The organism is Kitasatospora sp. NPDC088548, assembly GCF_044753005.1.
GTDB lineage: Bacteria > Actinomycetota > Actinomycetes > Streptomycetales > Streptomycetaceae > Kitasatospora.
On record NZ_JBIVMI010000001.1, the window covers coordinates 558067 to 583024 of the forward strand.

At 70.3% G+C, this 24958-nt stretch carries 31 protein-coding genes, 2 pseudogenes and 1 riboswitch; of the genes and pseudogenes, 12 read left to right on the plus strand and 21 right to left on the minus strand.

Annotated elements, in window-relative coordinates; genetic code table 11:
- The first annotated feature begins 132 nt into the window (after positions 1-132).
- Positions 133-477: a hypothetical protein gene (locus ACIP82_RS02485; protein WP_363604411.1), complete on the plus strand. Its 345-nt coding sequence runs from the start codon at positions 133-135 to the stop codon at positions 475-477.
- Positions 474-749, plus strand: a complete 276-nt coding sequence (locus tag ACIP82_RS02490; protein WP_363604410.1) for a hypothetical protein — start codon at positions 474-476, stop codon at positions 747-749. Before ACIP82_RS02485 ends, ACIP82_RS02490 begins: the two co-directional genes overlap by 4 nt.
- A gap of 118 nt (positions 750-867) precedes the next feature.
- On the opposite strand, the gene ACIP82_RS02495 is transcribed toward ACIP82_RS02490, so the two are convergent.
- The 3 genes from ACIP82_RS02495 to ACIP82_RS02505 form a co-directional block, all read right to left on the minus strand.
- The gene (locus tag ACIP82_RS02495; protein ID WP_400649998.1) at positions 868-1233 is read right to left on the minus strand and encodes a helix-turn-helix domain-containing protein; all 366 of its coding nucleotides are present in this window, start codon (positions 1231-1233) and stop codon (positions 868-870) included.
- Entirely contained in the window at positions 1230-1604 is a 375-nt protein-coding gene (locus ACIP82_RS02500; protein WP_400650001.1) for a type II toxin-antitoxin system RelE/ParE family toxin, read from the minus strand. Before ACIP82_RS02500 ends, ACIP82_RS02495 begins: the two co-directional genes overlap by 4 nt.
- Before the next feature lie 120 nt (positions 1605-1724).
- Positions 1725-2708, minus strand: coding sequence for a DUF4331 family protein (locus tag ACIP82_RS02505; RefSeq protein ID WP_400650004.1), 984 nt, complete (start codon positions 2706-2708; stop codon positions 1725-1727).
- A gap of 341 nt (positions 2709-3049) precedes the next feature.
- Between ACIP82_RS02505 and ACIP82_RS02510 the strand changes: the two genes are divergently transcribed.
- From ACIP82_RS02510 to ACIP82_RS02520, 3 genes are all read left to right on the plus strand, one after another.
- Positions 3050-4237 (plus strand): GDSL-type esterase/lipase family protein, encoded by a 1188-nt coding sequence (locus tag ACIP82_RS02510; protein WP_400650006.1) that lies wholly within the window; start codon positions 3050-3052, stop codon positions 4235-4237.
- A 66-nt stretch (positions 4238-4303) separates the two neighbouring features.
- On the plus strand, positions 4304-4774 hold the full coding sequence (locus ACIP82_RS02515; protein WP_400650009.1) for a GNAT family N-acetyltransferase: 471 nt from the start codon (positions 4304-4306) through the stop codon (positions 4772-4774).
- A gap of 262 nt (positions 4775-5036) precedes the next feature.
- Entirely contained in the window at positions 5037-6368 is a 1332-nt protein-coding gene (locus tag ACIP82_RS02520; RefSeq protein WP_363604403.1) for a M64 family metallopeptidase, read from the plus strand.
- Positions 6369-6482: 114 nt separating this feature from the next.
- On the opposite strand, the gene ACIP82_RS02525 is transcribed toward ACIP82_RS02520, so the two are convergent.
- Positions 6483-6965, minus strand: coding sequence for a hypothetical protein (locus ACIP82_RS02525; protein ID WP_400650012.1), 483 nt, complete (start codon positions 6963-6965; stop codon positions 6483-6485).
- Between ACIP82_RS02525 and ACIP82_RS02530 the strand changes: the two genes are divergently transcribed.
- Positions 6964-7167 carry a hypothetical protein gene (locus ACIP82_RS02530; protein WP_400650014.1) on the plus strand — a complete coding sequence of 68 codons (204 nt, stop codon included), beginning with the start codon at positions 6964-6966 and terminating at the stop codon, positions 7165-7167. The genes ACIP82_RS02525 and ACIP82_RS02530 overlap by 2 nt on opposite strands.
- 144 nt (positions 7168-7311) lie before the next feature.
- Here ACIP82_RS02530 and ACIP82_RS02535 read toward each other — a convergent pair whose 3' ends face one another.
- From ACIP82_RS02535 to ACIP82_RS02545, 3 genes are all read right to left on the minus strand, one after another.
- On the minus strand, positions 7312-7956 hold the full coding sequence (locus ACIP82_RS02535; protein WP_363604601.1) for a dihydrofolate reductase family protein: 645 nt from the start codon (positions 7954-7956) through the stop codon (positions 7312-7314).
- 292 nt (positions 7957-8248) lie between these two features.
- A complete protein-coding gene (locus ACIP82_RS02540) occupies positions 8249-8398 on the minus strand; it encodes a hypothetical protein (RefSeq protein WP_400650017.1) in 150 nt (49 codons plus the stop codon).
- A 195-nt stretch (positions 8399-8593) separates the two neighbouring features.
- Positions 8594-9304 (minus strand): hypothetical protein, encoded by a 711-nt coding sequence (locus ACIP82_RS02545; protein ID WP_400650019.1) that lies wholly within the window; start codon positions 9302-9304, stop codon positions 8594-8596.
- Between the two features lie 419 nt (positions 9305-9723).
- Between ACIP82_RS02545 and ACIP82_RS02550 the strand changes: the two genes are divergently transcribed.
- On the plus strand, positions 9724-10215 hold the full coding sequence (locus ACIP82_RS02550) for a pyridoxamine 5'-phosphate oxidase family protein (RefSeq protein WP_400650022.1): 492 nt from the start codon (positions 9724-9726) through the stop codon (positions 10213-10215).
- A 67-nt stretch (positions 10216-10282) separates the two neighbouring features.
- On the opposite strand, the gene ACIP82_RS02555 is transcribed toward ACIP82_RS02550, so the two are convergent.
- The 9 genes and pseudogenes from ACIP82_RS02555 to ACIP82_RS02595 all read right to left on the minus strand — a co-directional run bounded on the left by ACIP82_RS02555 (position 10283) and on the right by ACIP82_RS02595 (position 15146).
- Positions 10283-10486 carry a DUF397 domain-containing protein gene (locus ACIP82_RS02555; RefSeq protein ID WP_400650024.1) on the minus strand — a complete coding sequence of 68 codons (204 nt, stop codon included), beginning with the start codon at positions 10484-10486 and terminating at the stop codon, positions 10283-10285.
- A gap of 36 nt (positions 10487-10522) precedes the next feature.
- Positions 10523-10945, minus strand: a complete 423-nt coding sequence (locus ACIP82_RS02560; protein WP_400650026.1) for a low molecular weight phosphotyrosine protein phosphatase — start codon at positions 10943-10945, stop codon at positions 10523-10525.
- A complete protein-coding gene (locus ACIP82_RS02565) occupies positions 10938-12170 on the minus strand; it encodes an ASCH domain-containing protein (protein ID WP_400650029.1) in 1233 nt (410 codons plus the stop codon). Before ACIP82_RS02565 ends, ACIP82_RS02560 begins: the two co-directional genes overlap by 8 nt.
- A gap of 62 nt (positions 12171-12232) precedes the next feature.
- Positions 12233-12436, minus strand: a pseudogene (locus ACIP82_RS02570) (helix-turn-helix domain-containing protein); the annotation flags it as partial.
- A 27-nt stretch (positions 12437-12463) separates the two neighbouring features.
- Positions 12464-12994, minus strand: coding sequence for a DUF6879 family protein (locus ACIP82_RS02575; RefSeq protein WP_400650031.1), 531 nt, complete (start codon positions 12992-12994; stop codon positions 12464-12466).
- A 586-nt stretch (positions 12995-13580) separates the two neighbouring features.
- On the minus strand, positions 13581-13769 hold the full coding sequence (locus ACIP82_RS02580) for a DUF397 domain-containing protein (protein ID WP_400650034.1): 189 nt from the start codon (positions 13767-13769) through the stop codon (positions 13581-13583).
- A gap of 87 nt (positions 13770-13856) precedes the next feature.
- Positions 13857-14045, minus strand: a complete 189-nt coding sequence (locus tag ACIP82_RS02585; protein WP_400650037.1) for a DUF397 domain-containing protein — start codon at positions 14043-14045, stop codon at positions 13857-13859.
- An 85-nt stretch (positions 14046-14130) separates the two neighbouring features.
- Positions 14131-14319 (minus strand): DUF397 domain-containing protein, encoded by a 189-nt coding sequence (locus ACIP82_RS02590; protein WP_400650039.1) that lies wholly within the window; start codon positions 14317-14319, stop codon positions 14131-14133.
- Positions 14316-15146, minus strand: a complete 831-nt coding sequence (locus tag ACIP82_RS02595; protein ID WP_400650041.1) for a Scr1 family TA system antitoxin-like transcriptional regulator — start codon at positions 15144-15146, stop codon at positions 14316-14318. The genes ACIP82_RS02590 and ACIP82_RS02595 overlap by 4 nt, the downstream gene beginning before the upstream one ends.
- 189 nt (positions 15147-15335) lie before the next feature.
- On the opposite strand from ACIP82_RS02595, the gene ACIP82_RS02600 reads away from it, so the two are divergent.
- A complete protein-coding gene (locus ACIP82_RS02600) occupies positions 15336-15806 on the plus strand; it encodes an ATP-binding protein (protein ID WP_400650043.1) in 471 nt (156 codons plus the stop codon).
- A 268-nt stretch (positions 15807-16074) separates the two neighbouring features.
- On the opposite strand, the gene ACIP82_RS02605 is transcribed toward ACIP82_RS02600, so the two are convergent.
- Both ACIP82_RS02605 and ACIP82_RS02610 read right to left on the minus strand, forming a co-directional pair.
- Entirely contained in the window at positions 16075-16950 is an 876-nt protein-coding gene (locus tag ACIP82_RS02605) for an aminoglycoside phosphotransferase family protein (RefSeq protein WP_400650045.1), read from the minus strand.
- 121 nt (positions 16951-17071) lie between these two features.
- Entirely contained in the window at positions 17072-17689 is a 618-nt protein-coding gene (locus tag ACIP82_RS02610; protein ID WP_400650048.1) for a TetR/AcrR family transcriptional regulator, read from the minus strand.
- Between the two features lie 71 nt (positions 17690-17760).
- Here ACIP82_RS02610 and ACIP82_RS02615 point away from each other — a divergent pair, with 71 nt between their 5' ends.
- Entirely contained in the window at positions 17761-18237 is a 477-nt protein-coding gene (locus tag ACIP82_RS02615; RefSeq protein WP_400650050.1) for a DUF1453 domain-containing protein, read from the plus strand.
- Between the two features lie 71 nt (positions 18238-18308).
- Positions 18309-18719 carry an Imm10 family immunity protein gene (locus ACIP82_RS02620; RefSeq protein ID WP_400650052.1) on the plus strand — a complete coding sequence of 137 codons (411 nt, stop codon included), beginning with the start codon at positions 18309-18311 and terminating at the stop codon, positions 18717-18719.
- 294 nt (positions 18720-19013) lie between these two features.
- On the opposite strand, the gene ACIP82_RS02625 is transcribed toward ACIP82_RS02620, so the two are convergent.
- Positions 19014-19847, minus strand: coding sequence for a bifunctional 5,10-methylenetetrahydrofolate dehydrogenase/5,10-methenyltetrahydrofolate cyclohydrolase (locus tag ACIP82_RS02625; RefSeq protein ID WP_400650055.1), 834 nt, complete (start codon positions 19845-19847; stop codon positions 19014-19016).
- Positions 19848-19895: 48 nt separating this feature from the next.
- A riboswitch (ZMP/ZTP riboswitch) is annotated at positions 19896-19981 on the minus strand.
- 87 nt (positions 19982-20068) lie between these two features.
- Between ACIP82_RS02625 and ACIP82_RS02630 the strand changes: the two are divergent.
- Positions 20069-20323: pseudogene (locus ACIP82_RS02630) on the plus strand (YciI family protein); the annotation flags it as partial.
- A 359-nt stretch (positions 20324-20682) separates the two neighbouring features.
- Positions 20683-21435, plus strand: a complete 753-nt coding sequence (locus ACIP82_RS02635) for an SDR family NAD(P)-dependent oxidoreductase (RefSeq protein WP_400650057.1) — start codon at positions 20683-20685, stop codon at positions 21433-21435.
- A 527-nt stretch (positions 21436-21962) separates the two neighbouring features.
- On the opposite strand, the gene lanL is transcribed toward ACIP82_RS02635, so the two are convergent.
- Both lanL and ACIP82_RS02645 read right to left on the minus strand, forming a co-directional pair.
- Entirely contained in the window at positions 21963-24581 is a 2619-nt protein-coding gene (gene lanL, locus ACIP82_RS02640) for a class IV lanthionine synthetase LanL (protein WP_400650059.1), read from the minus strand.
- A gap of 137 nt (positions 24582-24718) precedes the next feature.
- On the minus strand, positions 24719-24886 hold the full coding sequence (locus tag ACIP82_RS02645) for an SflA family class IV lanthipeptide (protein WP_363604368.1): 168 nt from the start codon (positions 24884-24886) through the stop codon (positions 24719-24721).
- Between the last annotated feature and the right edge of the window lie 72 nt (positions 24887-24958).

The window sequence follows — 24958 nt, forward strand, 5'->3', positions numbered from 1 at the left end:
GGCGGTTGACTGAAAGCAGACGAAATACTGGCCATTCGAGACAAATACCTGCCCGGAGAGCCCGGCCGGCCTGATCCCCACAAGCCTCCGCCGAGCCCGCGGATCACGTCTGGCTCGCAGGACGTGCCAGACGTGAGTACTGGCACCCTTCGAAAAGGTGCCGCAGCCAATTTCGGAGGTCACATTATGACGTGGCAATATCCAGCCCCCGGAGCCGCCCGCCTGTTCCTGGCACACGGCCAGGCCGCGGAGTTCGGTTACACCTTCAACGGCGTCTACAACGGTCCGCAGTTTGCCACGGCGGTACTGGACAGCAGTAGCGGCGGCGGTGGAGATCCTCGCACCCTCGTCATCCAATGGCAGGGCACCGAGAACACCGCCGTGTTCGGCGGGGCGCAGACCTCCTACATCCAGGGCGTCTGGAATCCGTCGACCGCCGACATCTGGTTCCACCTGGAGGGAGGCGGCGTGACATGACCTCGCACGAGAGCGGCCACGCGGCGCGGCTGCTCGTTCTCGTTGACGAAGACGGAAACATCGTGGCCGCCTCCGGACCGGCCGGACACCGCCCGCTGGACCGGGACACCCCCACGGACGGCGGAGTAAGACCGTCAAAGGGCAGAACACTGCACGAGGTTGTGGTGCCCGAGGAACTGAAGAACGCCGGAACGGCAGAATCTCTCGGCAATTTCTACGTCGCTCGCGACGGTGACCAGCCAAGGCTGGCCAGACGGTCCCCACAGGGGTGAGGCACCGGATCGCTCCCCCGGCCACCCGCCCCGCACCCTGCCCAGACGTGGCAGGTGGCCGAGCGCCCATGCCCCGGGAGGCAGGTGAACACCGCACCGCAGCCTCCCGGCCCGGACCTCAAGCCGCTGAACGCCCACCCGGCGACGCTTCGCCGGACGGACCCCGGTGGTGTGCGGAAAAGGCGAAGGCCGAGGTGTCGCCGTCCAGATCGATGGTCAGGGAGGCATCCAGGGCTTTGGCGAGACGGGTCAGCAACGGCAGAGTCGGCACGGAGTCGCCGCCCTCGATGTTCGAGATCTGCGGCTGGGTCATGCCCGCTCGCCGCGCCAGTTCGGTCTGCGACAGGCCGAGTTCCGCCCGCCGGTCATACACGGCCTGACCCAGCGCGAACGCGTACCCGGCTTCCACGTAGGCCGAGGACTCCTCGACCGACTCCCCCAGGAGCATCCTGGTCCGACGGGTCTTCCACTGGGAGTGGTTCACGGACTCTCCTCCTTGCTCCGGTCATAGCCGTGCTCCGCAGGACCGTGGTCCGCCTCGCACACCTTCTGCGCCTGCCGGGCGCGTTCGACCTCGACCGCCTCACGCTGCCGTGTCTTTCGGAACACCGTCAACAATACGATGCGCCGGTCAGGGGCAAGCCAGTAGGTGATCCGCACGGCAGTACCGTCCATGGTGAATCGCAGCTCACGCACCTTGCCACCGAGATGGCGGGAGTATGGCTCCGCCAATGTGGTCGGCTGGGCCGCAAGCATGTCGGCCGCCCGCTCAGCCTTGTCGTACTGGGTGTCCGGGAGGAGTTCCAGCCACTGCCGAACTTCCGGCTCGATCTCGATCTGCCATGGACCGCTCACGCTCACAACTATACAGAAATCTATATACCCCGCAGCTGGATCGCTCCATCCGCCCAGGGCTTCGCCAGGAGGATACGCCCCGGGCGGGGCTGCCCGGGGTGAACGGGCAGCCCCCGGGGGTCACTTGACCGGGTGCGGGTGGCCGAGGTGGGGGAAGGTGGGGAGCAGGTCGGTGTGCGGGGGGATGTGGTCACTGGTGATCTTGCCGCCGGAGACCATGGTGAGGCGGGCGGACGTCACGTCGTCGCTGAGCGTGCGGCCGTTGGGGTAGCCGGCCGGGCGGGAGCGGTCGTAGCGGAGGATGTCGGGCAGGACGAGCTTCAGCGTCTCGGTGGCCGCCTGGGTGGTGTAGTCGCCGGCGTGCTGGAGCACGGCCGTCCACGCCTCGCGGTACTTCTCCCAGTCGTCGGCCGGTTCGCCCGCGTTGTAGGCGTCCTTGACCTCCTCGGCGTTGAAGTACGCGGTGAGGGACGGGTGGGCGCCCCGGTCCACCGACAGCAACTGGCCGTCCACGTGGAGGCTGACCCGCGCCCAGACGCCGATCGTCGGGTCCGGGCCGAGGTCCGCGTCGGGCACTTCGAGCGCGATGCCGAAGATGTTGGCGTCCTCCATCGCATCCCTGCCGGTCCACTGGAAGTTGTTGACGATGCCCTCCAGGTCGGCGAAGAACGGGTCGCTCCGCAGGCCGGCGGAGAGCCGGTAGCCGCCCGCCTCCGCGATGTCGGGTGCGTCGCCGAAGGCGACCGGGACGTCCGCGAAGAGCTTCTCCCCGCCCGCCTCGTGCTTCTGCGCGGCGCCGCCGGTCGCGCGGTACACGGTGACGGTCTGACCTCCGGTGCCTGCGCCCGGGGCGGGGTCAGGGGCGGAGAAGACGAAGGAGTAGGCGACGTCGGCGCGGTTGTCGCCGTCGTTGTCGATGTTGATCCGGTACACCGCGTCGGGGTGGAACTCGGCGGCCCGGGTGGGCGCGTACGGGTTCACGTTCATGATCAGAACGGTGCGCCCGGAGGCGTCGGAGGCCGGGAAGGCGAAGAGGTCGGTGAGGTCGAGCCGGGCGTCGCCCCGGGGGGAGCGAAGGCTGGGACCGCTGAGGTGGTGGGACATGGCGCTGGGCTACCTCGTCTCTGCGCAACCCCCCTGGCTTGTCCGCACCGTCGTACCAGCGCGAGCGGTACCGGCCGGGGAGGACACCCGCACAGAACCCGCCCGTCCGCCCCTTTGGCGGACGGGCCCGGATCCGCGGCCGGTCATGGTGGTCCACGGCCCCGAGTGCCCCGACACCCAGGACACCTGGACCCGGGTCCTGGACGCGCTCGACGCCCCGCTGCGGAACCGGCCCACGCCCTGGCCGCGCGCGCCCTGACCACGCGCACCGGCACCTCGGAGCCGCCGAGGACGCAGAACCCTCCGGACCTTCCGAACACTCCGATCAATAGGCTGAGATCATGCACACCACCGAGCACGACTGGATCACCACACCCGTCACCGCGGACCTCCTGCGTGGCGCGCTCGACCTGGAGCGCACCGCGCACGGGGTGCTGCCGCACCGGCTCCCCGCCCGGGCCCGCGCCCAGTACACCGACGGGCAGCTCGCCATGGCGGAATCCCAGCCCTCCGGCGTGCGGCTGGTCTTCCGGACCAGGGCCACCGCCGTCGAGCTGGACACGCTGCCCACCAAGCGGGTCTACGTGGGCGCCCCGCCCCGGCCGGACGGCGTGTACGACCTGCTCGTCGACGGCCGCCCGGCCGGCCAGTCCACCGTGACCGGCGGTAACACCCTCACCATCGACATGACCGCCCGCACCGCCACGACCGAGCCCGGCCCGCCCGGCACCGTCCGCTTCACCGGCCTGGCCGACCGCGTCAAGGACGTCGAGATCTGGCTGCCGCACAACGAGACCGCCGAACTCATCGCCCTGCGCACCGACGCCCCCGTCGAGCCCGTGCCGGACCGGGGCCGCAAGGTCTGGCTGCACCACGGCAGTTCGATCAGTCAGGGCTCCGACGCCGCGAGTCCCACCGCGATCTGGCCCGCCGTCGCCGCCTCCCTCGGCGGTGTGGAGCTGATCAACCTGGGCCTGAGCGGCAACGCCCTGCTCGACCCGTTCACCGCCCGCGCCCTGCGGGACACCCCCGCCGACCTGATCAGCGTCAAGATCGGCATCAACCTGGTCAACACCGACCTGATGCGCCTGCGCGCCTTCACCCCCGCCGTGCACGGCTTCCTCGACACCGTCCGCGAAGGCCACCCCACCGCACCGCTGCTGGTCGCCTCGCCCATCCTGTGCCCCATCCACGAGGACACGCCCGGCCCCAGCGCCCCGGACTTCAGCGGCATGAGCACCGGACAGATACGGTTCCGGGCGGCCGGCGATCCGGCGGAGCGCGCGAACGGGAAGCTGGCCCTGGGCGTCATCCGGGACGAACTGGCCCGGATCGTGGCGCAGCGGGCGGCCGAGGACCCGAACCTGCACTACCTCGACGGCCGCGAGCTGTACGGCCAGGCCGACTTCGCCGAACTGCCGCTGCCCGACCAGCTCCACCCGGACACCGCCACCCACCGCCGCATCGGCGAACGCTTCGCCGGGCTGGCCTTCACCGCCGGCGGCCCCTTCGCCGAGCGGCGCGGCTGACACCGGGGTTCGGCGGCCCGGGGGGCGAGGTGAGGCCCGCGATGGGTGGTGTGGGAGGCTGACCCCGTGCCCGCCACCCTCCGCCACCTGCACGCCGACCGCCTCCCCGGCTGGCTCGACCGCAGCCGAACCGCGTACGCCGAAGACCTCGTGGCCGCAGGGCACACCCCCGAGGACGCCCACCGGCAGGCGGAGGAGGGCATGGCCCGTTCCTTCCCGTCCGGGGCACCGACGCCGGGTCACGCGGTGTTCGACGTGCTCGACGACGCCGGTGCGGCCGTCGGCCACCTCTGGATCGGGCCGGACACCAGCGACGACGCGGGCGCCTGGTGGGTGTGGGACATCGCGATCGACGCCGACCACCGCGGCCGGGGCCTCGGCCGGGCGGCCATGCTCCTCGGCGAGGAGTACGCCCGGGCCCAGGGCGCGCGCACCCTCGGCCTGAACGTCTTCGGGTTCAACACGGGCGCGCGCGGCCTGTACGAGTCGCTCGGCTACGAGACGACCTCGGTCAAGATGCGCAAGACGCTCGGCTGACGGCACTCCCGGCGGCAGCGACCTCCCTGAGGCGCTGCCACTGTCGAGCACAGGGTGAACCGACCGAGCGGATCCGCCCGTATCCACCAGTGAGGTGGTGGGCGCGCCATGACCGTCAGTTAGCCGACGCTCCGTCATTTCGGTGTTGTCAGGTGCAAGGCATCTTCCGTACCGGCCCCCCCCGGGATGCCGGGTCGGCCGACCGCACGGTCACGCCCGCTCGTCACCGCTCGACGCTGCCAACCGATTCGGAGAAACTCCCTTGCGCAACAGCAGGTTCACCTCGGTCCTCCTGGCCGGCGCCACGACGCTGGCGTCCCTCGGCGCCGGCATCGCCATCGGCGTCGGCCCCGCGGTCGCCGCTCCGGCCGCCCCGATCGGCATCACCGCGCCCCTGGAGGATCCCGAGGTCGAGGTCTTCGCCGAGGACGGCGCCATCAGCCGGACCAGGGTCCCTGCGGCCTCCCCGTTCGTCGGCGCCCAGTCCATGGCCGCGGCCGCCGCGGGCGACGGCACCGTCACCTCGATCGTCAACAACGGGAGCACGGACACCAAACTGGACGTGGTCGTGATCGGCGACGGCTACACGGCGGCGGAGCAGGGCAAGTTCCGCACCGACGCCGCCGCGAAGTGGAAGGACATCAGCGCCGTCGAGCCCTACGCGAGCTACCGCAAACTGTTCAACGTGTGGGCCGTGAACGCCGTTTCCGCGCAGTCGGGCGTCTCCGGCGACCCGAAGCAGAGCACCGTCCGCAAGACCGCGCTCGGCTCGAACTTCTGGTGCAGCAACATCGAGCGGCTGCTCTGCGTGGACGTCAAGGCCGTCGAGGGCTACGCCGCCAAGGCCCCGCAGGCCGACCTCGTCATCGTCGTCGCCAACACCGCCAAGTACGGCGGCGCCGGCTACAGCGGCATCCAGTCCCCGCTCGGCTACGAGGGCATCGCCACCGTGGCGGGGGGCAACAGCGCGTCCGGCCAGATAGCGGTGCACGAGACCGGCCACTCCCTGGGCAAGCTCGCGGACGAGTACGTCGCCGAGGGCCAGGGCCCCTACAAGGGCGCGGAACCCGCCCAGGCCAACATCACCACCCTGACCGCCGACCGGATGCGCCACGACCAGGCCAAGTGGTACCGCTGGCTCGGCCGCACCTCACCCGACGGCGGCACCGTCGGCGCCTACGCGGGCGCCAGTAACTACCCGTCCGGCCTCTACCGGCCGACCGACAACTCCGTCATGCGGTCGCTCGGACGCGAGTTCAACCTCCCCGGCCGCGAGGCGATGATCGCCGGCTTCTACCGCCACGCCTCCACCCTCTCCAGCGCCACGCCCACCACCACCCGGCTGACCGCGACCGACCGCCTCACCGTCGACCTCCCCGTCTCCGGCACCCGCCTGCGCTGGTACCTCGACGGCAAGGAGGTGACGGCCCTGCGCGACCGCAGGACGATCGCCATGTCCGACCTCGGCAAGGCCGGCTCCAAGCCCACCACGCACAAGCTCAGCGCCGTCGCGACCGACCCCACCCCGTCCGTCATCGACCCGGCCCTGACCCCCGCGCTCACCCGCAGCCTGGTCTGGAACGTCACCCGCTGACCGCAGCCGCCCGGCACACCCGGCTCCCGTCACGCCGTCCACCAGGGCGCGGCGGGAGCCGGTCGGGCCACGTCCGGCTCCCGCACCGCGCCGCCAAGTCCCGGAAGACGCCCATCAGTCCGCGCCGATGACCGCGAACCCGGTCTCGCCCTGCTCGAACGCGGCGAACAGCTCCGGCAGCGTCGCCCGGCCGGCATGCTCGATGAGCAGGACACCCTGCTCGGGGGCGGCGAGGAAGTCCGTCTCGATCTCCCGGCGCAGCAGAGTGACCCGGCCGTCGACGAGGTCGTCACGCCGCAGACCGGCGACGGCCTCCCGGAAGGCGTCGTCGCCCCCCGCCAGCTGCTGGTCGATCGACTCGGGCCAGGCCAGCACGCGGACGGCGAGCCGGTCACCGGTCCGCTCGTACCGGGCCCAGAGGTCGTCCGGGAGAAGGTAGAAGACGCCCTCCTCGCCCTCGTGCCCCCGGTCGGTCAGGGCGGAGATCACGAGTTGACCGGGGTCGTCGGTCTGGAGGTCGATCCCGATCAGGACACCGCGCTCGTCCGGCCCGAACGGGGGGACTGCGGTGATCCACATCTGCGCGGCGTCGCTCATGTCCGCCATCCAAGCAGATGGCACCAACGCCCCCGGCGACGTCCTCTTCGAGGGCAACGGCGAGGACCTGCGGATCCGCCGGATCCGCCAAATCGAACGGGTCGCCGGCCGCCGCTTGCGACGACGTGGGCACGATGCTGGCCGACGCGGCGAACACGCACACCCCGGCCAGCAGCACCATCGACAGCGCTCCGACGAGTAGGCGTCGGGTGCGTCCCCGTGCGGGCTACGTGGGACAGGTCGGTTCTCGCCGGTGATTTGACATCCTCCCCGCGCTGAAGCACGGAGAGGATGTCAATGAGATGCCGACATCCACCGCGCCGGCATCCCGAGTGGGCCCTCGCGGTCACCTCCGCCAGAACAGGTGGTGCGTAACGCCGCTCGGGCTGGGCACGACCTCCAGGTGGAACCGGTCGAGCAGCTCATCGGGGGACTCCCAGAGTCGCAGCCCGGACCCGAGCTTCACCGGCGAGACCGCCACATGCATGGTGTCGACGAGGTCGGCATCAAGGAACTGCCGGATGACAGTAACCCCGCCACCGAGTCGGACGTCCTTGCCCTCCGCCGCTTCCCGCGCCCGTTCGAGGACCGTGGCCGGGTCGCCGTCGACGAAGTGGAACGTGGTGTCGGAGAGCGTGAACGACGGACGCCTGTGGTGAGTCATGACGAACACCGGAGTGCGGAACGGGGGCTCGTCACCCCACCAGCCACGCCACTCGTGGTCCTGCCACGGCCCGCGCTGGGGCCCGAACTTGTTGCGGCCCATGATCTCGGCACCGATGTTGCGTGCGAAGTCTCGCGTGAAGTAGTCGTCGAGGCCCCGGCTCCCCCCGGGATCCGTGCGCATCGGCCAGCTCGCCGTGGCTCCGGCCCAGGCGAACAGCTTCTCGGGGTGGTCATAGCCGAACGGTCTGTCGAGACTCTGGTGCTCACCGGCACCGATTCCGTCACTCGAGACGTTGAAGTTCATGACTCTGAGCAGTTGATTCACGTGTTTCCTCGTCAGGTCTTGTCGCGTCATCGTGTGGCGAGGCACCACACATCATGATGTCGAACCTGACGGGGCCGGATTGACAACGGCCCGTAACTTTTTTCAAGGCGCGTCGGGAGGCCACGCCGTACATGGAGCTGCAGATGCGCCATCTCGACGGCCATCCGCGCCACCGCACCTCGACGTCGGTCATCCGTCCCCCCATGGTGGTGCCGTGGGACCAGGCGCACCCGCCCACCTGATCTACAGTCGCCCTTTGCTCCAGCTGGTGGAATCGCCGAGGGCAAACGACCTAGGCCTTCGCCCGAGCGATCGCCTGCACGGCGATCTCGCGCATCCGGTCGAAGGCCTCCTGCGGATCGTCGTAGTAGCGCCAGGGGCCGGCCACCTCGCGACCCATCACCTGGAACAGCTCCAGCGCCTGCGCCACCCGGGCGTTCATGACCAGCGCCCAGGCGGCCCAGCCCCGAGCGGCCTGAAGCTGCGGATGCGCCGGATCAGCCTGCGCTGGCCGCCCTCGTTGTCGCTGTGACTGCTCTTGAACCACACCAGGTCTGTGCTCATGGCTCCCCCGTCCCGGGACAGCACGGCCCATTGACGGTACGTCAGTGACCTGCCGCTGCCCAGTAGTGCTTCATTACATGTGGGCGCTGATCTCGCCGCCGGCGGTGAGCACGATGTAGACGCCGTTGGCGACGCCTCCGACGTCCTGCTGGTTCGACTCCAGCGTGCCGTTCACGGCGTTGTCGTTGCCGAGGATCTGCGCGCGGTACCGGAGTTCGCCGATCTTCGTGACCTTGGCCGTCCAACCGCCCGCGAGCTTGAACGTGCCCGGTCCCTGGTGCCCGCCGCCCATCCAGGAGTGGACCTGGCCGTCCAGCGAGAGCACGACGAACATGTCGTTGGCGTCCAGTCCGGCGTCGGAGTCGGTCGTCTCCAGCGTGGCGAGGACATCACCGTTGTGGACGATCCTGGCGACGTAGTGCTGGGCCCCGACCTCCTGGACCTCGGCCGTGCTGCCGTCCACCAGGGGCTGGGTGTGGACCGGGGGCTTCGCCTTGGCCGTGGTGGCCGGTGCGGTGGCCCGGGGCGAGGCCGGCGAAGCGGGCGGGGCAGCCGGTGTGGTGCTGTGTGTGCCGGTCGCGGTGGCCGGAGCGGCGGTGCCCTGCGCGGCAGGCGTGACGGGCGCAGGCGTGACGGGCGCGGCAGGCGTGGTTGCCGCGGTAGTGCCGTGCGCGTCGGACGCGGAGCTGCAGGCTGTCGCGGCTGGGACGATCAGAGCGGCTGCCAGGACGGTGCCGGCCAGCGTGCGAACGGTGGCCGCGCGGCGGGTCGTCAAGGGGGACATGCGGGTTCTCCTGAGCGCAGTACGGGGTGAGGGCGCGCACACTGCCAACCTCTTTCGTGCGGGAACCGCGAGGCAATGCGGCGGCTTGCACGACCGAACCTAGTGCGAGCAATCGACGGAATAGAGCATTCCGTGTCACCGGACTGCAACGCCCTGGGCAGCCCGGTGCCGATCACGGCGGAAGCGCAATCGACCAGCTGAGGGACCGGCAGCCGGCCGAGCCGGGCGGCATAGCTTGACGGGCCGACACCCGAGTTGGCGATCACCGGGGCGACGCGTCATGTGACCGAGCACTTCCGTTGTCCACGCCGAGCACCCCGTTGGCCGCCCCGGGGCGAGGGCTGAGTGGTTCGTCGGCCGCTGGACGTAGGTCGCGCGCCTCATGCGCGCCTGAAACCCGGTGGCTAGGATCGCCGATCATGACCACGGCAAGCATTCAGCGCCAGACGGCGGAGCGGGTACGCGACACTCTGGAACGGCTCATCGCCGAGCGGGACGTATGGGTGTCGACGGCCCACCCTGAGCATGGGCCGCACCAGGTACCCCTGTGGTTCCTGTGGGACGGGCGAGCAGTGTGGATGTGCACCAGCGGCACTTCAGTGACTGCGCGCAACGTCCGCGAAGAGCCGCGCGTACGACTGGCACTGCCGGACACCTTCGATGTGGTGCTCCTCCAGGGTGAGGCGGAGGGCTTCTCGGCCCAGGATGTGCCCGCAGATGCAGCCCAGGCGTTCGCCGACAAGTTCGGGTGGGACCCACGCGCGGAGGAAGGGTCGTACCTGTATGTGCGCGTGGTGCCGAAGACGGTGCGTGCTTGGCGAGGCGAGCAGGAACTACCCGGACGAGTCATCATGCGCGACGGAACCTGGCTGGAACAGGGGCCCCTTGCCAACGCGCCCCTCAAACGCTGAGTCCTAGTCACAACAGGGCAAACGTTGTCCGATGCGGCGCTGGCGACGGGCCACTGAGGGAAGCCGCTCAGACTTCGACGGCGGCGGCGAACTCGACGAATGCCCGCCAGGCCGCCGGGGCGAACGCCGGCTGCGGACCGCTCCTGTCCTTGAAATCACGCACATGGACGGTGCCGGGCACCTCGGTGGCTTCGTTGATCTCCAGGAACAGCGTCTGCCGAGGGGTTCGGAGACAGCTGGTGGACGTGATGGTGCCCCGGCCATCCGCCACGGGGGAACGACGGACGCCGGGGCGGCCACGGGCGGCCTATGCCGCGTAGAACAGTGTTGCGGCTTCCTGGATCTCCACGATGGCTTCGGCGAAGCTCTCGGGACCACCGCCCCACGGGTCGGCGATGCCCGACGCCAGGATCCTCACCGGCCGGTCCGGACCGGCGAGCACTTCGACGGCAAGGGCGGTCTCGTCGTCCATGGCGATCAGGTCGTCAGCCCACTTGAGAAGCTCCGCGTCGAGCGCGGCGCCTCGGTGCTCGGTCAGGTCGTAGCCGAACGCGGCGGCGGCCTCGATCATCAGCGGGTGCGCGGGCTTGCCCACATGCCAGTTGCGGATGCCCGCCGACCGCACGTCAAGTGCCCCTCCGGATCGCTCGGCGATGATCAGGGCTGCGATCGGGGAACGACAGTGGTTTCCCTTACAAACGACCAGCACCTTCCGCCTGTCACTACTCATCGGGATTCACCCTCTCGATCTCGAACGTGATGACTCCGAGGGCTTCCTTGGCCGCTGGGAAGATCGCCTGAATCGCTCGCAGCTGCTCGGCCTCGGTCGCGCGCGGGCTGACCGCCTTCACGTCCTCGGTCCCGAACATCTCCTTGAACGTCCGGTAAGTCCCGACCCGGGTCACCCGGGTCAGGCACTGCTCTTCCCGGCAGGTGAAGTTGAGCAGGTCGCCGGCCTTGATCCGCTTCATGGAGTCGTAGGCGACGCGGACCTCAACGGTCTTCTCGCCACTGGCGATCAGGTCGAAGTACTGCTTGTAGATCTGGATGTTGCGGGGACGGCCATGCGCCTGAGACTGGGACTGGGCAGGCTGGCGGGTGGTCATGAGGGCTTCCAATGCGGTCGTGGTGTAGGACCGGTAGAAGTGCCTCGGGTTGCTCAGCATCAGCTCGCCGAGTCCCGAGAGCGCGTTCACGTAGTCCGCGTGGGTGCCGGGCCAGTCGGAGGGGTCGAGCAGCCACCTGGAGGGGACGCCTTCCACCACGAGTCCGGCGTCGGCAGCTTCACGAAGGAGGCTCTTCGAGAGCTTCCCTCCGTCGCTGCCGAGGATCTGAGGGGCGAAGATGCGAAGGGGCAGCGGGCCGGAGGCCTCGCCGATGGCGGCGTGCGCTCCGTCCACCAGCTGGCAACCGGGCGCCCAGTCGCCGCCCTTCACCATGACGTGAAGCGCGCCGTCATCGGACCGGTAAGACCGTTCCTTGACCACGTTGCGGTACAGGGTGGCCAGGTCGATGTAGCCGCCACCGAGCGGCGTGATGTCGGCCTCGTACCGACCGTGGTCGAAGCACACCGCCTCGAACAAGGCTCCGCTGTCGTCCAGTTCCAGCAGTCGGGTACGGTCGGCGTACTTCTCCGCCCAGCCGCAGACCGGGCAGGGCAGGCGGATGTGCGCGGTGCCGCTGGCGGGAGAGAGCCAGTATCGGATCTCGTCCAGGTGCTCAAGGGTGCGGATGAACTCGGCGCGGAACTCGGGGCTGACCTGCTGCTCAGTGTAGGTGCTGACGGTGTACTCGATCCCGGTGTGGCCGCCAACAGGCTTGTAGCGTAGCCGCTTCGTTGCGCGAGCCCCGGGACCACATTGGAGCAGTAGACACGGGTCAGTCGTGTCCGCTCCAGCTCTTCCGTCTCGCTGTCCTGGGCGTACTTCATCCCGTCTCGGTGGACCTTGCGCCACTCGACGTACATCTCGTCGGCCTGGCGATTGGCTGCGATGATGTCTGCGGCCTGGTCCTCCGCGCCACAGGCCATACACCACCGGAGAACGTCGTCATCGGATGGTGGGGTCTTCGCGTGGGCGATTCGTGAGACCTTGGACTCACTCCAGCCACACCGGGCGGCCAACTCACTGCCCTTGAGTCGAGCTTCGCCTTTGAGGGTTCGGAGCTTTCTAGCGACTGCTTCGCGAGCTGCTTGAGCAGACGAAGACGGCGACAGAGACATGAGCCGGCTATCCGGTGTCGTCGTAGATCAGACCTCGTACTTCTCGTGAGGGACGCCGCGTTCCCAAACGGTCTCGAACGCGGCCACGCAGAGCTTTACGACTGCTGGTTCGGTCCGCAGTTCAAGGCCGGGCATCGCCCAATCGCCTGTACCGGTGAAGTGGTTGAACAGGACCTTGTCACCGTCGAAGATCCAGAGGTCATTGCCCGGCAGGGCAATGTCTGACGCCAGACGGCGCGGCAGCCAACGGACCTGCTCGCCGGCCGAGAGGTTCACGACAGTCCCGGCATGCTCGTACTTGATGTAGTCAGTGACCGGCTCCGAGATGATCCGGGCACGCCTGACCGTCACTCCCTGGCTGACCTTCTCGGAGATCGCCTCGGCCCAGGGCTTCCAGTACTCGCCTTCCGGATCAACGTCCCTCTGGCCAGAGGACAGCCAGTTGGCGAAGTCTTCCGCCTCGTCCTCAACGCCGTAGGCGTCGCGCATCTCAAGGTGCACGGCAGAGACCCGGGCAGCCTTCAGCAGCTCATCGAAGTTGGGAGCGCTCTGCGTCATCGCAAGCCTTCCTCAAGACCGGAATCATCCGGAACGGAATCCTGATCACCGACTCGTCGTCGGGGATCGTGTTGTCGTGGTCGGGCCCGTGGCCGGCGGCATGGATCTCCGCCAGCTTCTTGGTACTGGGGTCCCACCCCTGGAGCAAGATCTCTCGCTCGTCCTCATCGACCCAGGCGGTAGGGCTTCCCGACTTCCCCGTGTCCGGATCGATACCTACGAACCGTACTGGCGTTGCCACCCCTCCTGTCACTTTGCTTGCGTGATCTTGCATGGCTGCGCGTGACCCATCGTGGCGCGCACATGCACCGCCTGTCAGGACATCGGCAGCGAAGTGGGGGGCCACGGTGCCCGATAGTCACGTGACCAACGGGTGACCAACAGCGGTCCCGAACAACCCGAAACAGGCAGGATGCACCAGGAAGGAAGACCGTCAACTCTGCGGCGTGTCAAGGACGTTTCCGCCGGCCAGAGGCAACCACACCAGATCTGCGCTCATGGCTCCCCCGTACCGGGACGACACGGTCCATCGACGGTACGTCAGCGGCCCGCCGCTGACCAGCGACGGGCCGCTGAGGGAAGCCGCTCAGACTTCGACGGTGGCGGCGAACTCCACGAACGCCTTCCACGCGGCCGGCTTGAACGCCAGCTGCGGACCGCTCTTGTCCTTGGAATCACGCACATGGACGGTACCGGGCGCCTCGGCGACCTCGACGCAGTCGCCGCCCTCGTTGCTGCTGTAGCTGCTCTTGAACCACACCAGGTCTGTGCTCATGGCTCCCCCATCCCGGGACAACACGGTCCATCGACGGTACGTCAGTGGCCCGCCGCTGACCAGCGACGGGCCACTGACGGAAGTCACTCAGACTTCGACGGTGGCGGCGAACTCCACGAACGCCTTCCACGCGGCCGGCTCGAACGCCAGCTGCGGACCGTTCTTGTCCTTCGAATCACGCACATGGACGGTACCGGGCGCCTCGGCGACCTCAACGCACTCGCCACCGTCGTTGCTGCTGTAACTGCTCTTGAACCACGCCAGTTCCGTGCTCACTGCTCCCCCATCCCTGGGACAACGCGGACGGCTCGACGGTACGCCAACGGCCCGCCGCTGACCAGCGACGAGCCGTTGGGGAGCCTCAGATCGAGGCAGCGGCGGCGAACTCCACGAACGCCTTCCACGCGGCCGGCTCGAACGCCAGCTGCGGACCGCTCTTGTCCTTGGAATCACGCACATGGACGGTGCCGGGCGCCTCGGCGACCTCGACGCAGGCGCCACCGTCGTTGCCGCTGTAGCTGCTCTTGAACCACGCCAGTTCCGTGCTCATCGTTCTCCCAGCATCTTCTCGATCAAGGTCAGGGACTCCTGCGGAGCGAGGGCCTGCGCCCTGAGGGTGCCGTACCGTGCGGCCATGATACGGACATCCTCCATGTCCGTGACCAGCCTGCCGGTCTGCTGCCCCTCGACGTATCCGACCTGCGCTCTCCCCTTCGGGGTGAGCAAAATGAACGGGCCACCCATACCCGCGTGCTCCGTCCGGTCCAGCGGCATCACCTGGATCGACATGCCGCGCATCTGCCCCACCGTCAGCAGGTTTCGCAACTGGCCCCGGTGCACGTCCCACCCGCCCAGGGGACGCATCAGCACACTCTCGTCGATCACCCAGCTGAACATGGCCCGAGGCCAGCACGTCAGGATCTCCTGTCGCGCCATGCGGGCGGCGACCCGCTGCTCGATCACGTCCTCCGCCTGCAGCGGCTGGCGCATCCCGTACAGCGCCCGCGCCCGCGCCTCCGTCTGCAGCAGCCCGGGGATGTCGAGCGTGCTGTAGTCGTGGATCTCGACGGCCTCCGCCTCCAGCCCCGCGAAGTCCCGGAACCAGGCCGGGTGACGCACCCGCGCCTTGGCCTTTGCGCTGGCGACATCGTCCTTCGCGATGCTCAACAGGCCGCCCGCGTCGAGGAGTTTGTCCGCGCTGTCCAGGAACTCCGGCTGCGGGGTGCGCCGACCCCGCTCGACCGAGCCGATCAGGGCCTCCGTGTAGCCGACCTGCTCGCCCAACTCCTTCTGGGTCAGGCCGGACCGCTCCCGCAGCAGCTTGATCTGCTTTCCCAGGGCCCGGAAGAAGTCCGTCGTACCCTCGGGATCCTCCAACGGCTCCGGCCGCGCTTCGCCACTCGCTCCGCCACCACGCACTCCACCCACTGCGATCACCCCGTATCTTGCGTCTGATTCAGGTCACGCCCATCGACCCAGACAAGCAACCGTGCGCACTCGCACAAGCACGCTCAGTACTCACCTGTGGCATGGTCAGGGTACTTCCAACCCGGCAGGCTTTGTCTCATGAAGTCCGAAATTCCCCTCGACATCGCGACTCCACGCACCCACACCACCCAACTCCCCGCCTCCCCCAAGGGCGCTGCGGTCTGCCGACGCATCGCCAGACACCAGCTCACCTCCTGGCGTCTGGATGCCACCGCCACCGAGCCGTTCCACGCCGCGCTCCTGATCATCGCGGAGTTCGCGGCCAACGCGTGCACCCACGGGCGGCTCCCGGGGCGGAGGTTCGAACTCTCCCTCACCCTCACCACCACCCCCGAGGGCGGCACCGTCCTCCGGATCGAGGTGTCCGACTGCCGGGGCGACCGCCTCCCCGTCATCCCGACGACCTGCACCGCCAACTCCCAGACCGGGCGCGGCCTGACCCTGGTCGACGCGCTCGCCGACCGCTGGGGCACCATCCCCCGCCTGCCGAACGCGAAGACGGTCTGGGCCGAGCTCGACCTCCCCGCCCAGGCCCCCCATGCCGCCTGAGCGCCCCCTCACGCCCAGCGCCGTCGGCGCCTTCACCCTTCTCCCGCTGATCCTCCTCCTCGCTCTCACGGCCTGGGTCTACCCGGCCGCTCCCCACCGACTCCCAGACCCCGTCCCCCGCATCCAGACCCTCACCACCGCCCCTCCAACCCCAAGCCCAGCACCACCCCCAACTCCCAACCCCTGAAACCGGACCGGGAAGTCGGCCCCACCGACTTCCCATTCCTCTCCCCCCAGATACACCGAGCTCGGCCGGGCCGGCCCCTGATCAGTCGATGAACGGGTCCTCGATCACCTGGACGAGAATCCGGCTCTGGGCGCCCTCGGGGTCGGGGCTGGACAGTCCGGCCATGGTCACCAGCGCCTTCCACAGCGCCCACCCCCGCGCCCGTCGCCAGGTGTCGTCGGGGAGGTCGACGGCCTCCCGGAATGCTCTCCGCTCGTCACCGACGAAGAACGTCCACGCCATGACGAGGTCGCAGGCGGGATCGCCGACGCCGCAGGTGCCGAAGTCGATGACCGCGGACAGCTTTCCGTCGGTGGTGAGCAGGTTGCCGACGGCGACGTCACCATGGAACCAGGCCGGCGGGAACGGCCAGGCCGATTCCAGCGCGCTCGCCCAAATGGCCTGGCACGCCGCGACATCGACGACATCCTTGAGCCGGTCGAGCGCGCACTCGACCTGGTCGCCGTAGACGCCGGGGTGGCAGCCCCGGCCACAGGAGTGACCGCCGCCGGCCGGGCCCTGCTCTGCGGGGACGTTCCGGAGGGCGGTCAGAAACGCCCCGAGGTCGCGCGCCAGCCGCATCCGGTCAAGGCCCGTGGCGGCCTCGACCGTCTCTCCCGGCAACCAGCGCCGCACCGACCACGGAAACGGATAGCCCGCCGCCGGGCGACCGGTCGCGACCGGTACCGGTACGGGTATCGACAGGTGCTCCGCCAGAACGGGCAGCCAGCGGTCCTCCTTCTCGACGCCGGCCACGTAGCCCTCGGCGCTGGGCAGGCGCACGACCAGCTGCTCGCCGAGCCTGAAGGTCCGGTTGTCCCAGCCCTGACGGACCACCGGCCGGACCGGAAGGTCACCCCACTCGGGGAACTGTTCGGAGACCAGAGTGCGTACGAGCTCGACGCTGATGTCAGTCACGGTGCCAGTCTGCGTGATCCTCCGGACGATGCCCGCACGATTCTTCGCGCAGCGGTCCGAAGCGGCCCTGGCCGTGCCACCCACCCCCCGGACCGGGCATGCCGAGCTCACCGCCCGGAGGTCAGCTGCCCGCTTTGAGCGCGTCCAGGTGCCGCCGCACCACCTGCTGGAGCAGCTCCGGCGGGTAACGGTCCGGTCGTAGCGTCGCCTGCATCGTGAGTCCGTCGAGGAGGGCGGCCAGTCGCGTGCTCTCCAGTTCGATGTCCAGGCCGCCCGGCAGCCCGCCGGCGCGCCGGGCTTCGTACAGCACGCGGGACAGCAGGGCGTGCATGCCGTCCTGCATCTCGGCCGCACAGGGCCGGAGTTCGGGGCGGGTGTGTGCCGCGGCGGTGAAGGCGAGCCAGAGTGCGACCTCCTGGCGGCGGACCTCGTCCAGGGGAAGGAACTCGGCCAGGAGTTCCTCCGTCACGGCCCGCCGGTCGGTGGCGCCGTCGGGGGCGAGAAGCCGCTCGGCGTGCGCGCGGACGCGGTCGCCGATGCGCTGACCGAGCTCGCGCATCGTGAAGGTCATCAACTCCTCGTGGTCGGCGAAGTAGTGGCGGACCGAGCCGATGGCGAGTCCGGCTTCGTCGGCGACGTTGCGCAGCGACGCGTGTTCCAGCCCGTGCCGGGCGGCCACGGACAGGACGGCCTGCGCCACTGATCTGCGGCGGGCGACGGGATCGACGATCTTGGGCACATTGCCGTTATAGCACGGTCGGGCTAACATCTTTTTAGCTCGACCCTGCCATAAAGATGGGTGGTACGTGCGTGAACCCCTGGCTGCTCACCGCGATCGTCGCGGTGGTCGTGACCGCGGTCGTGATCAAACGGCTGACCGGCGAACCGGTCAACGCGAGGGACCTCTTCGCGGCCCCGGTGATCCTGACCGGGATCGGCATCCTGTCCCTGACCAAGGCGAAGGACCTGACCGGCACCGACCTCATCTGGGTCATCACCGGCAGCGCCCTCGGTGCGGTACTCGGCGCACTCCGCGGGGCCACCGTCCAACTCCTCGAAAGGGAAGGCGTCCTGTGGCAGCGCTACACCGGCCGGACCTTCCTCGCCGTGATCAGCACCCTGGCGGTCACGGCCGGCTTCGGCGCCCTGGCGGCGAAGCTGGGCATGCACGAGAACGCACGCCCCGTCCAGCTCTCCATCGGGGTGAGCTTCCTCGGCGAGTCCCTGATGATCGGCCACCGCGGCCTGACCTCCGGCATCCCCTTCGCCCCGGCGCGCCCCCGCTGACCCGTTGCCACGCCCCGTACCCGTCCAACCCTCCGCCCGACCTCGATGAGCGCCCCTGATAGAACCGTGCCATGACCTATCGGTTCACCGCCCGGGCCGCCGCTGCGGATACGGACCCCGACAGCTACTTCGCCGAGGCCGGCCTCGCCGAGCACGCGGACGGCAGCGGCTTCATCCTGCTGTTCATGTCCGGCGAAGAAGAGCCGGACGAGCAGGACATCGCCCTGGGATTCGACACCCACTGCCTGGTCACGGCCGATCAGGGGACCGCGTACGGATGTGTGCGCGAAGTCGTGCTGACCGGGAACGTCCTCCGGGTGAGCCTGGACCCCTCGGACCTGGCGGCCCTGGGGCTGGACGACCCCGAGATCGAGGCCACCATCGAGGCGCCGGCCGAGGACCTCGCCCGGTTCCGCGAGGTCCTCCCGGAGGTCCTGGCCTACGGACGGGCCGACGCCCTGCCCATTCGCGTCGTCGTCTGACGGCCATACCCACCCTCGCCCCCGTCCGCCCTTACCGAAGCCGGTCGCTCTGCGGGTCGAAAACGAGTGGAACGGCGAGAACGACTACACCACCCGCCCCGGTAACCGGGGACGATGCCGCGGCCGCGCATCGGGCCCCGGCACGATGCTGGTGGAATTCGAACTCTGTCGTTTCGCCCCGTCTCTGGTCAGGCGGGGCGAAGCACTTCGAGGCGGCTGGTGCGGGTGCGGGCCCGGGGTGTGTCGGTGAGCCAGGGCTCTCGTGGGCGACGGCCCGGCCCACGAGAGCCCACGTCAACTCGTCCCGAGCTGACGTGACGCCGCCTCCAGCGTCTGGGCAAGGAGCACGGCGATGGTCATGGGGCCGACACCTCCGGGGACGGGGGTGATCAGACTTGCCCGGTTCCTGGCGGTCTCGAAGTCCACGTCCCCGACGTTGCCCGGGTTGTATCCCGCATCAATCACCACCGCACCGGGCTTGATGTCCGCGCCGGTAATGAAACGCGGCCGTCCAACCGCGGCGAGCAGGATGTCGGCCTCCCGAACGATCGCGGACAGATTGGTGGTACGCGAGTGACAGTACGTCACCGTGGCATCGCGTCCCAACAGGAGCATGCCTGCGGGCTTGCCCAGGATCGCGCTGCGTCCTACCACGACCGCGTGCTTCCCGGCGAGGTCCACGTCGTACTCCTCCAGCAGACGCATGATTCCTCCGGGGGTGCAGGACACGAAGCCCGGAAGGCCGAAGCCCATCGCCGCGAAGGAATGCATGGTCACCCCGTCGACGTCCTTGTCCGGAGCGATCGCTTCGAAGGCGGCGCGTTCGTCGATGTGTGCACCCACGGGGTGTTGCAGCAGGATGCCGTGCACGCCGGCGTCCTGGGAGAGGTCGGTGACGGCTTCGATCAGGCCGCTGGTGCTGATCGAGGCGGGCAGGGCCACGTGCCGTGGCGTGATGCCCGACTTCTCGCACCGGGCTCGCTTCATTCGGACGTAGGTCACCGAAGCCGGATCTTCTCCGACCAACACGGTAGCCAGGCACGGGGCGGTCCCGGTGCGTCGGCGGAGGTCTGCGGCAGCCGCGGTGCTGCTCTCGATGATGCGGCGGGCAAGACCGGTGCCGTCCATCAGGCGAGCTGTCTCTGTCCAAGCCACGTGCCACTCCTGAGCCTCACGGTGAGTCGCCCAGGCGCACGGCATCGACAGAGTGCCAGGCCGCTCCCCGGTGGTACTCCACCTCAGCGCCAGTCACGGCCCGGCCCTCACTTTAGCGGACAGGGCCCGGCGTTCGAGGTCGTCACGAGCAGGACCGTCAACGGTTGAGGCTGCCGAGCGGCCGTCGCCATGAAATCCGCTCGACCTGGTTACCTCGTTCAAGAGAGCCTACGGGCACGGAGTTCCTCGTCCACCACCGCGATCGGCCCGGCTCCGAGGGGCTGCGCGAGGAACTGCTGGAAGAGCACTGGGCCTACATGGACCGGTACGCGACGGAGATGATCGCCCGCGGCCCGACCCTTTCCAGCGACGGCGGCACGCCCACCGGCAGCGTGCACATCGTCGACCTGCCGGATTCCGCCGCCGCCCGCGCGTTCGCCTTCGACGAGAGGAGGAGCAGCCGGCCACCAGGACCGCCGCGGTGAACGCCGCGGCGGCGCGGAGGCGACTGCGTCTGCTGGACGCCATGGGTTCCCCTCGGGTGCTCGTGCTCGCCCCTGCTCGGGTGGCGCACGGCTGCTCGGCTGCCGCGCGCCTGCTCGGGGCCGCGCGGCACGACGGACCGGGACGCTCCCACGATCCGCTCCCCGGACGGGAACCTCAACCGGGGTCGGTTGTTCGGCCGCCGCACGCTGTGGTCGCTGGTCAAGCGGGCCCCGGGAATCGCCGATGACGAGAACGGAATCCCTCGGGGAAGGAGCGCTTCCCCGTATGTCAGCTCACCCTTTCCGACACGGAGGACAACCTCATGGGTTCGTTTGATCTGACCGGGCGCGTGGCCCTGGTGACCGGCGCGACCAGCGGCATCGGTGCCGCCACCGCGGCGCTGCTGGCGCAGCGGGGAGCGCATGTACTGGTCGCCGGCCGCGACGGCTCCCGCGGCGAGTCCGTGGTCGCCGCCATCCGCGCCGGCGGCGGCAGCGCCGACTTCGTCGCCGCCGATCTGCGCGAGGCGCGGCTGGTGCGGCAACTGGCCCGGCAAGCCGTGGACCTGGGCGGCGGCCGGGTCGACATCCTGGTGAACAACGCGGGCGTCTACCCGTTCGGGCCCACCGAGAAGGCGACGGAGAGCGAGGTCGACACCGTCTACGCGCTGAATGTGAAGGCGCCGTTCCACCTGGTGGCGGAACTCGCGCCGGCGATGGCCGAACGGGGCCACGGTGCGATCGTCAATGTGAGCACCATGGTCGCCGCGTACGGGGCCGCGGGCATGGCCCTGTACGGGTCGAGCAAGGCGGCCGTCGAACTGCTGACCAAGGCGTGGGCCGCGGAGTACGGCCCGCGCGGGGTGCGGGTCAACGCCGTCCGCCCCGGGCCGGTGCGCACCGAGGGCACGGTCGGCATGGGCGAGGAGCTCGGCGCCCTGGCCTCCCAGGCCCCGGCCGGCCGACCGGCCGAACCGGAGGAGATCGCCGAAGCGATCGCCTACCTGGCCAGCGACGCGGCGAGCTTCGTCCACGGCGCCGTACTGCCCGTGGACGGCGGCCGCACGGCCGTCTGACTCCCCCCGGCCTGCCGGGCGGCTCCCCGGCCGTACGACACCGGCTCGGAGGCGTCCGGCAGGACACCGCGTCACCGGCCCCATCGTTGACGGACACGTACCGGGCGTTCTCGGCACCGGCTGGGCAGGCGCCACAGTCCCTCGCACTCACCGTCCGCAGCAGCTGCCGACGGGAACCCTGCCCCCCCGCCCCGGCCCCGGCCCCGTGGTCATCGGTGGAGCTCGTCTCCCGCACGATCCGCCGGCCCGCTTCAGCCACAAGCCCAGCAAGGCCGAGCGGGTCGGCTGCAACCGTCGGAGCCGGTGGTCATCGGCGCGCCCGGCTGTCTGCTCACCCCGTGCCTGCTGCGGCAGCGGAATGCGCTTCGCAGCAGCGCCGCGTTCCTCGCTGCTCGTTCAGGCCACGGCCGAGGCCGGCTCGGGGCGGTCGGCCGACGGACCAGGAAGTCGGACCCGCCGACTTCCCACTCCGAGCCACGCGGCGCTGACCTGGGCAACCGCGACGGTCTTGCCGCCGTGGTCGCGGATCAGCTCTGGAGCAGCATGCCGAGCCTCGGGCCGCCGCGGCGGTGCAGGCGGCGCAGGAAGGAGAGCACCCCGGCGGTGCCGACGGCCCAGGCTGCGGACTCGGTGGTGGGGTTGCCGCCGGGGAAGACCGGAGAGCCCACCGGACCGCCGCCGCGGGTCAGGATCAAGCCGGCGATCTCCTCGGCGGCGTGCCAGTGCTGTTCGTCCCCGGTGGTCAGGGCCAGGTCGATCAGGAGTTCCCCGACGCCCGCGAGGCCGCAGCACTGGACGACCAGGCCCATCCTCGGGGCGAGCGCGCGGCAGGCGGCCGCCGCGTCGGTGGCCAGGGTGACGTACCCGTCCTCGCCGTAGTGGCGGCCCGCCTGGACGAGCACCGTGCCGATGCCGGCCAGGCCCCGGCACCAGGAGCCGTAGCGGCGGATGGCCCCGGGGCGGGCGGCGGCTTCGACGAGGCGCGGGATGTCGTCGGCGAGGGCGTCGACGATGCGGCGCGCGGCGGCCTCGGGCCCGGCGTCAGGCAGGGCGCCGGACGGGGCATCGGACAGGGCATCGGGCAGGGCATCGGGCAGGGCGAGGAGGAAGTGGGCGAGGCCGGCCCGGCCGTGTGCGAAGCCCTCGGCGAGTGCCGCGGTGCCGGGGTTGGGCGTCTCCCGGGGCCCGGCGGGAGGGCCGGTGACCAGACGGTGGGCACACGCCGCCGCCACCGCGAGGTGCCGCTCCGCCTCCCCGGCGCGGCCGGCCGCGCGCGCCCGTTCGGCCAGCAGCAGCCGGCCGGTGCCGATGCCGGCCGCTCCGGCGGTCTGGTCCGTCGGGCAGCCGTCGGCCGGGTGCCATTCCACGAAGGCCGGCGGAGCGGTACCCAGCAGATCGGCCGCGTGGGCGAGAAAGAGGTCGACGCCCGTCCGGCCTTCGTAGAGAGCGGGGTTGAGACGGCCGAGTGCCGGGTGGGCGGCCGTCCAGCGCGCCAGCGAGGCGGCGGCGGCGCGGGCGTCCGGGCGCTCGGCGTGCTGCAGCAGTTCGAGGCCGAGGCCGGCGCCGCCGTCGTAGAACGAGAGCAGGACGCGCGGCTCCCCGCCCCGGGGGTCGGCGGCGACCAGCTCGCGGGCCATCCGCACGCAGTCGGTGACCGTGTGGTCGACGAGGTCGCCGAGCAGCCCGGCGGTGACGCGGGGCGGGCGGACCGAGGCGCGGACGGGCAGCCTCCCGCCGCCCCGCAGCGCCGCCGCGGCGGCCGTGCGCTCCTCCGCGTCGAAGCTCAGCAGGCCCACCACCAGTGCGGCCGCCGGATGGTGGGGATCGGAGAGCACGCCGGTGAGGCAGGCCAGGGTGCGGTCGCGGTTGGTCGCGTGGTCCGGGTCGATCACGACCGGGTCGAGACCGGTGAGCGCGTAGTGCAGCGTCGTCCCCAACGCGTAGTAGTCGTCGGCGGGTTGGGCGTCCAGCGCGCCGGGCAGCCCGTAGCCCGGGGTCGCCCCGCCGGGGCGCTCGCCGTCGAGGGCGCTGACCCCGAAGTCCACCAGCGAACACCCGCCCGACGCGTCCGGCACGACGTTCGCGGGCTTCAGGTCGCACATCACCACGCCGTGCGCGTGCACCGCGTCCAGCACCCGCACCAGGCCGCGCGCCAGCGACCACCAGTCACGCCCGCGGCCGTCCCCGCCGCCGGTGGAAGCGTCGTACGGACCGGATTCGAGCACGTCCCGGCGCAGGTCGCGCGGCCCGCAGCCGCTGCTCACCAGGTACTCGTCCGTGCCGTGCCGGAAGTAGTCGACCAGTTGCGGCACCCCGGGCACACCCGCCAGCGCGGCCAGCACCCGGCGCTCGTGCCGGAGGCGGCCACGCGCGTCGATGCCGGCGGCGTCCTCGGCCACGAAGGCCCGCGCCTGCTTGACCACCAGCTCCCGCCCGGTGGCGGCCTCGACCGCGCGGTACACATGGCCGTTCGGCGAGCGGGTGATCCCGGCGGTGATCCGGTAGCGGCCGTCGCCGACCCGGGTGGTCGCCGGCCGAGCGGCGGGGTACGGGGCGAACGGGTCGCTCACCCACGGTGGTTGGCGGTACCTGGCCTCGGCCAGGCCGGGAAACGTCCGCCCGTCCGGGCCGGCCATGGTGAGCGCCGAGTCGTCGGCGGCGACCCGGAACAGGCCGTAGCGGTAGTAGACCGGAGCGTCCGCCCGCACCTGCCGGTCGCTGACCACCCTCGGCCCGTCCCAGCCGGCCAGCGCGTTCGCCAACTCCGTTCCGAGCGAGACCACTTCACCCTCGGGCGGGTACACCGTGACCGCCTTGCCGACGGCGGCCGCGGCGCGCAGCCCGGAGTTCAGCTCGCGCAGCACGGCGACGCCGGCGGCGAACTTGGCGTCGCAGGTGCGGCGGAGCAGGACCGGGAGCACCAGGTCGAGCAGCCGGGGGAACTGGTCGGGGCGGGCCGAGACATGCAGCTTCCAGCCGTGGGCGAGCACCGGCATGTCCGGGTCGTGCAGGTACAACCAGTCGTCATCGCAATGCAGTTGACGCCGCACGCCGGGCTCGGACGCCACCAGGGCCGCGATCCGTTCCCGCAGGGCCTCGGCCGTACCCGGGTCCGGCTGTGCGCCCGCCGGTGCTGTTGACGGCACTCGTCCTCCACTCCCCCCGGTCCGGCCCGGCGCGCTCCGCACACCGCGCGGGTGACCGCCGCACGGTCGCCCGCGCGGCGGTCACCCGGTGGCCCCGGTGTCCCCGGTGTCCCCGGTGGCCATGTGCGCGGCGAAGGTCAGGAGTTCACCGCACAGTCGAACCGTGTCGGAACGTAGGTGACGAACGGGTCGGCGAGACACGCCGCCGGAGCGAGGTCCGCGTCGAACTCGTCCTCGAACGCGATCACCTCGTCGTCGATGTCCAGCAGGCCGGCGTCGCGGATGTCCAGTACCAGTGCACTCATGGGTGGTTCCTCCCATTCACCTTGGCTGATCCCTTGCGGAGCGCCCATGCTAGCCATCCCCATGGGTGCGCA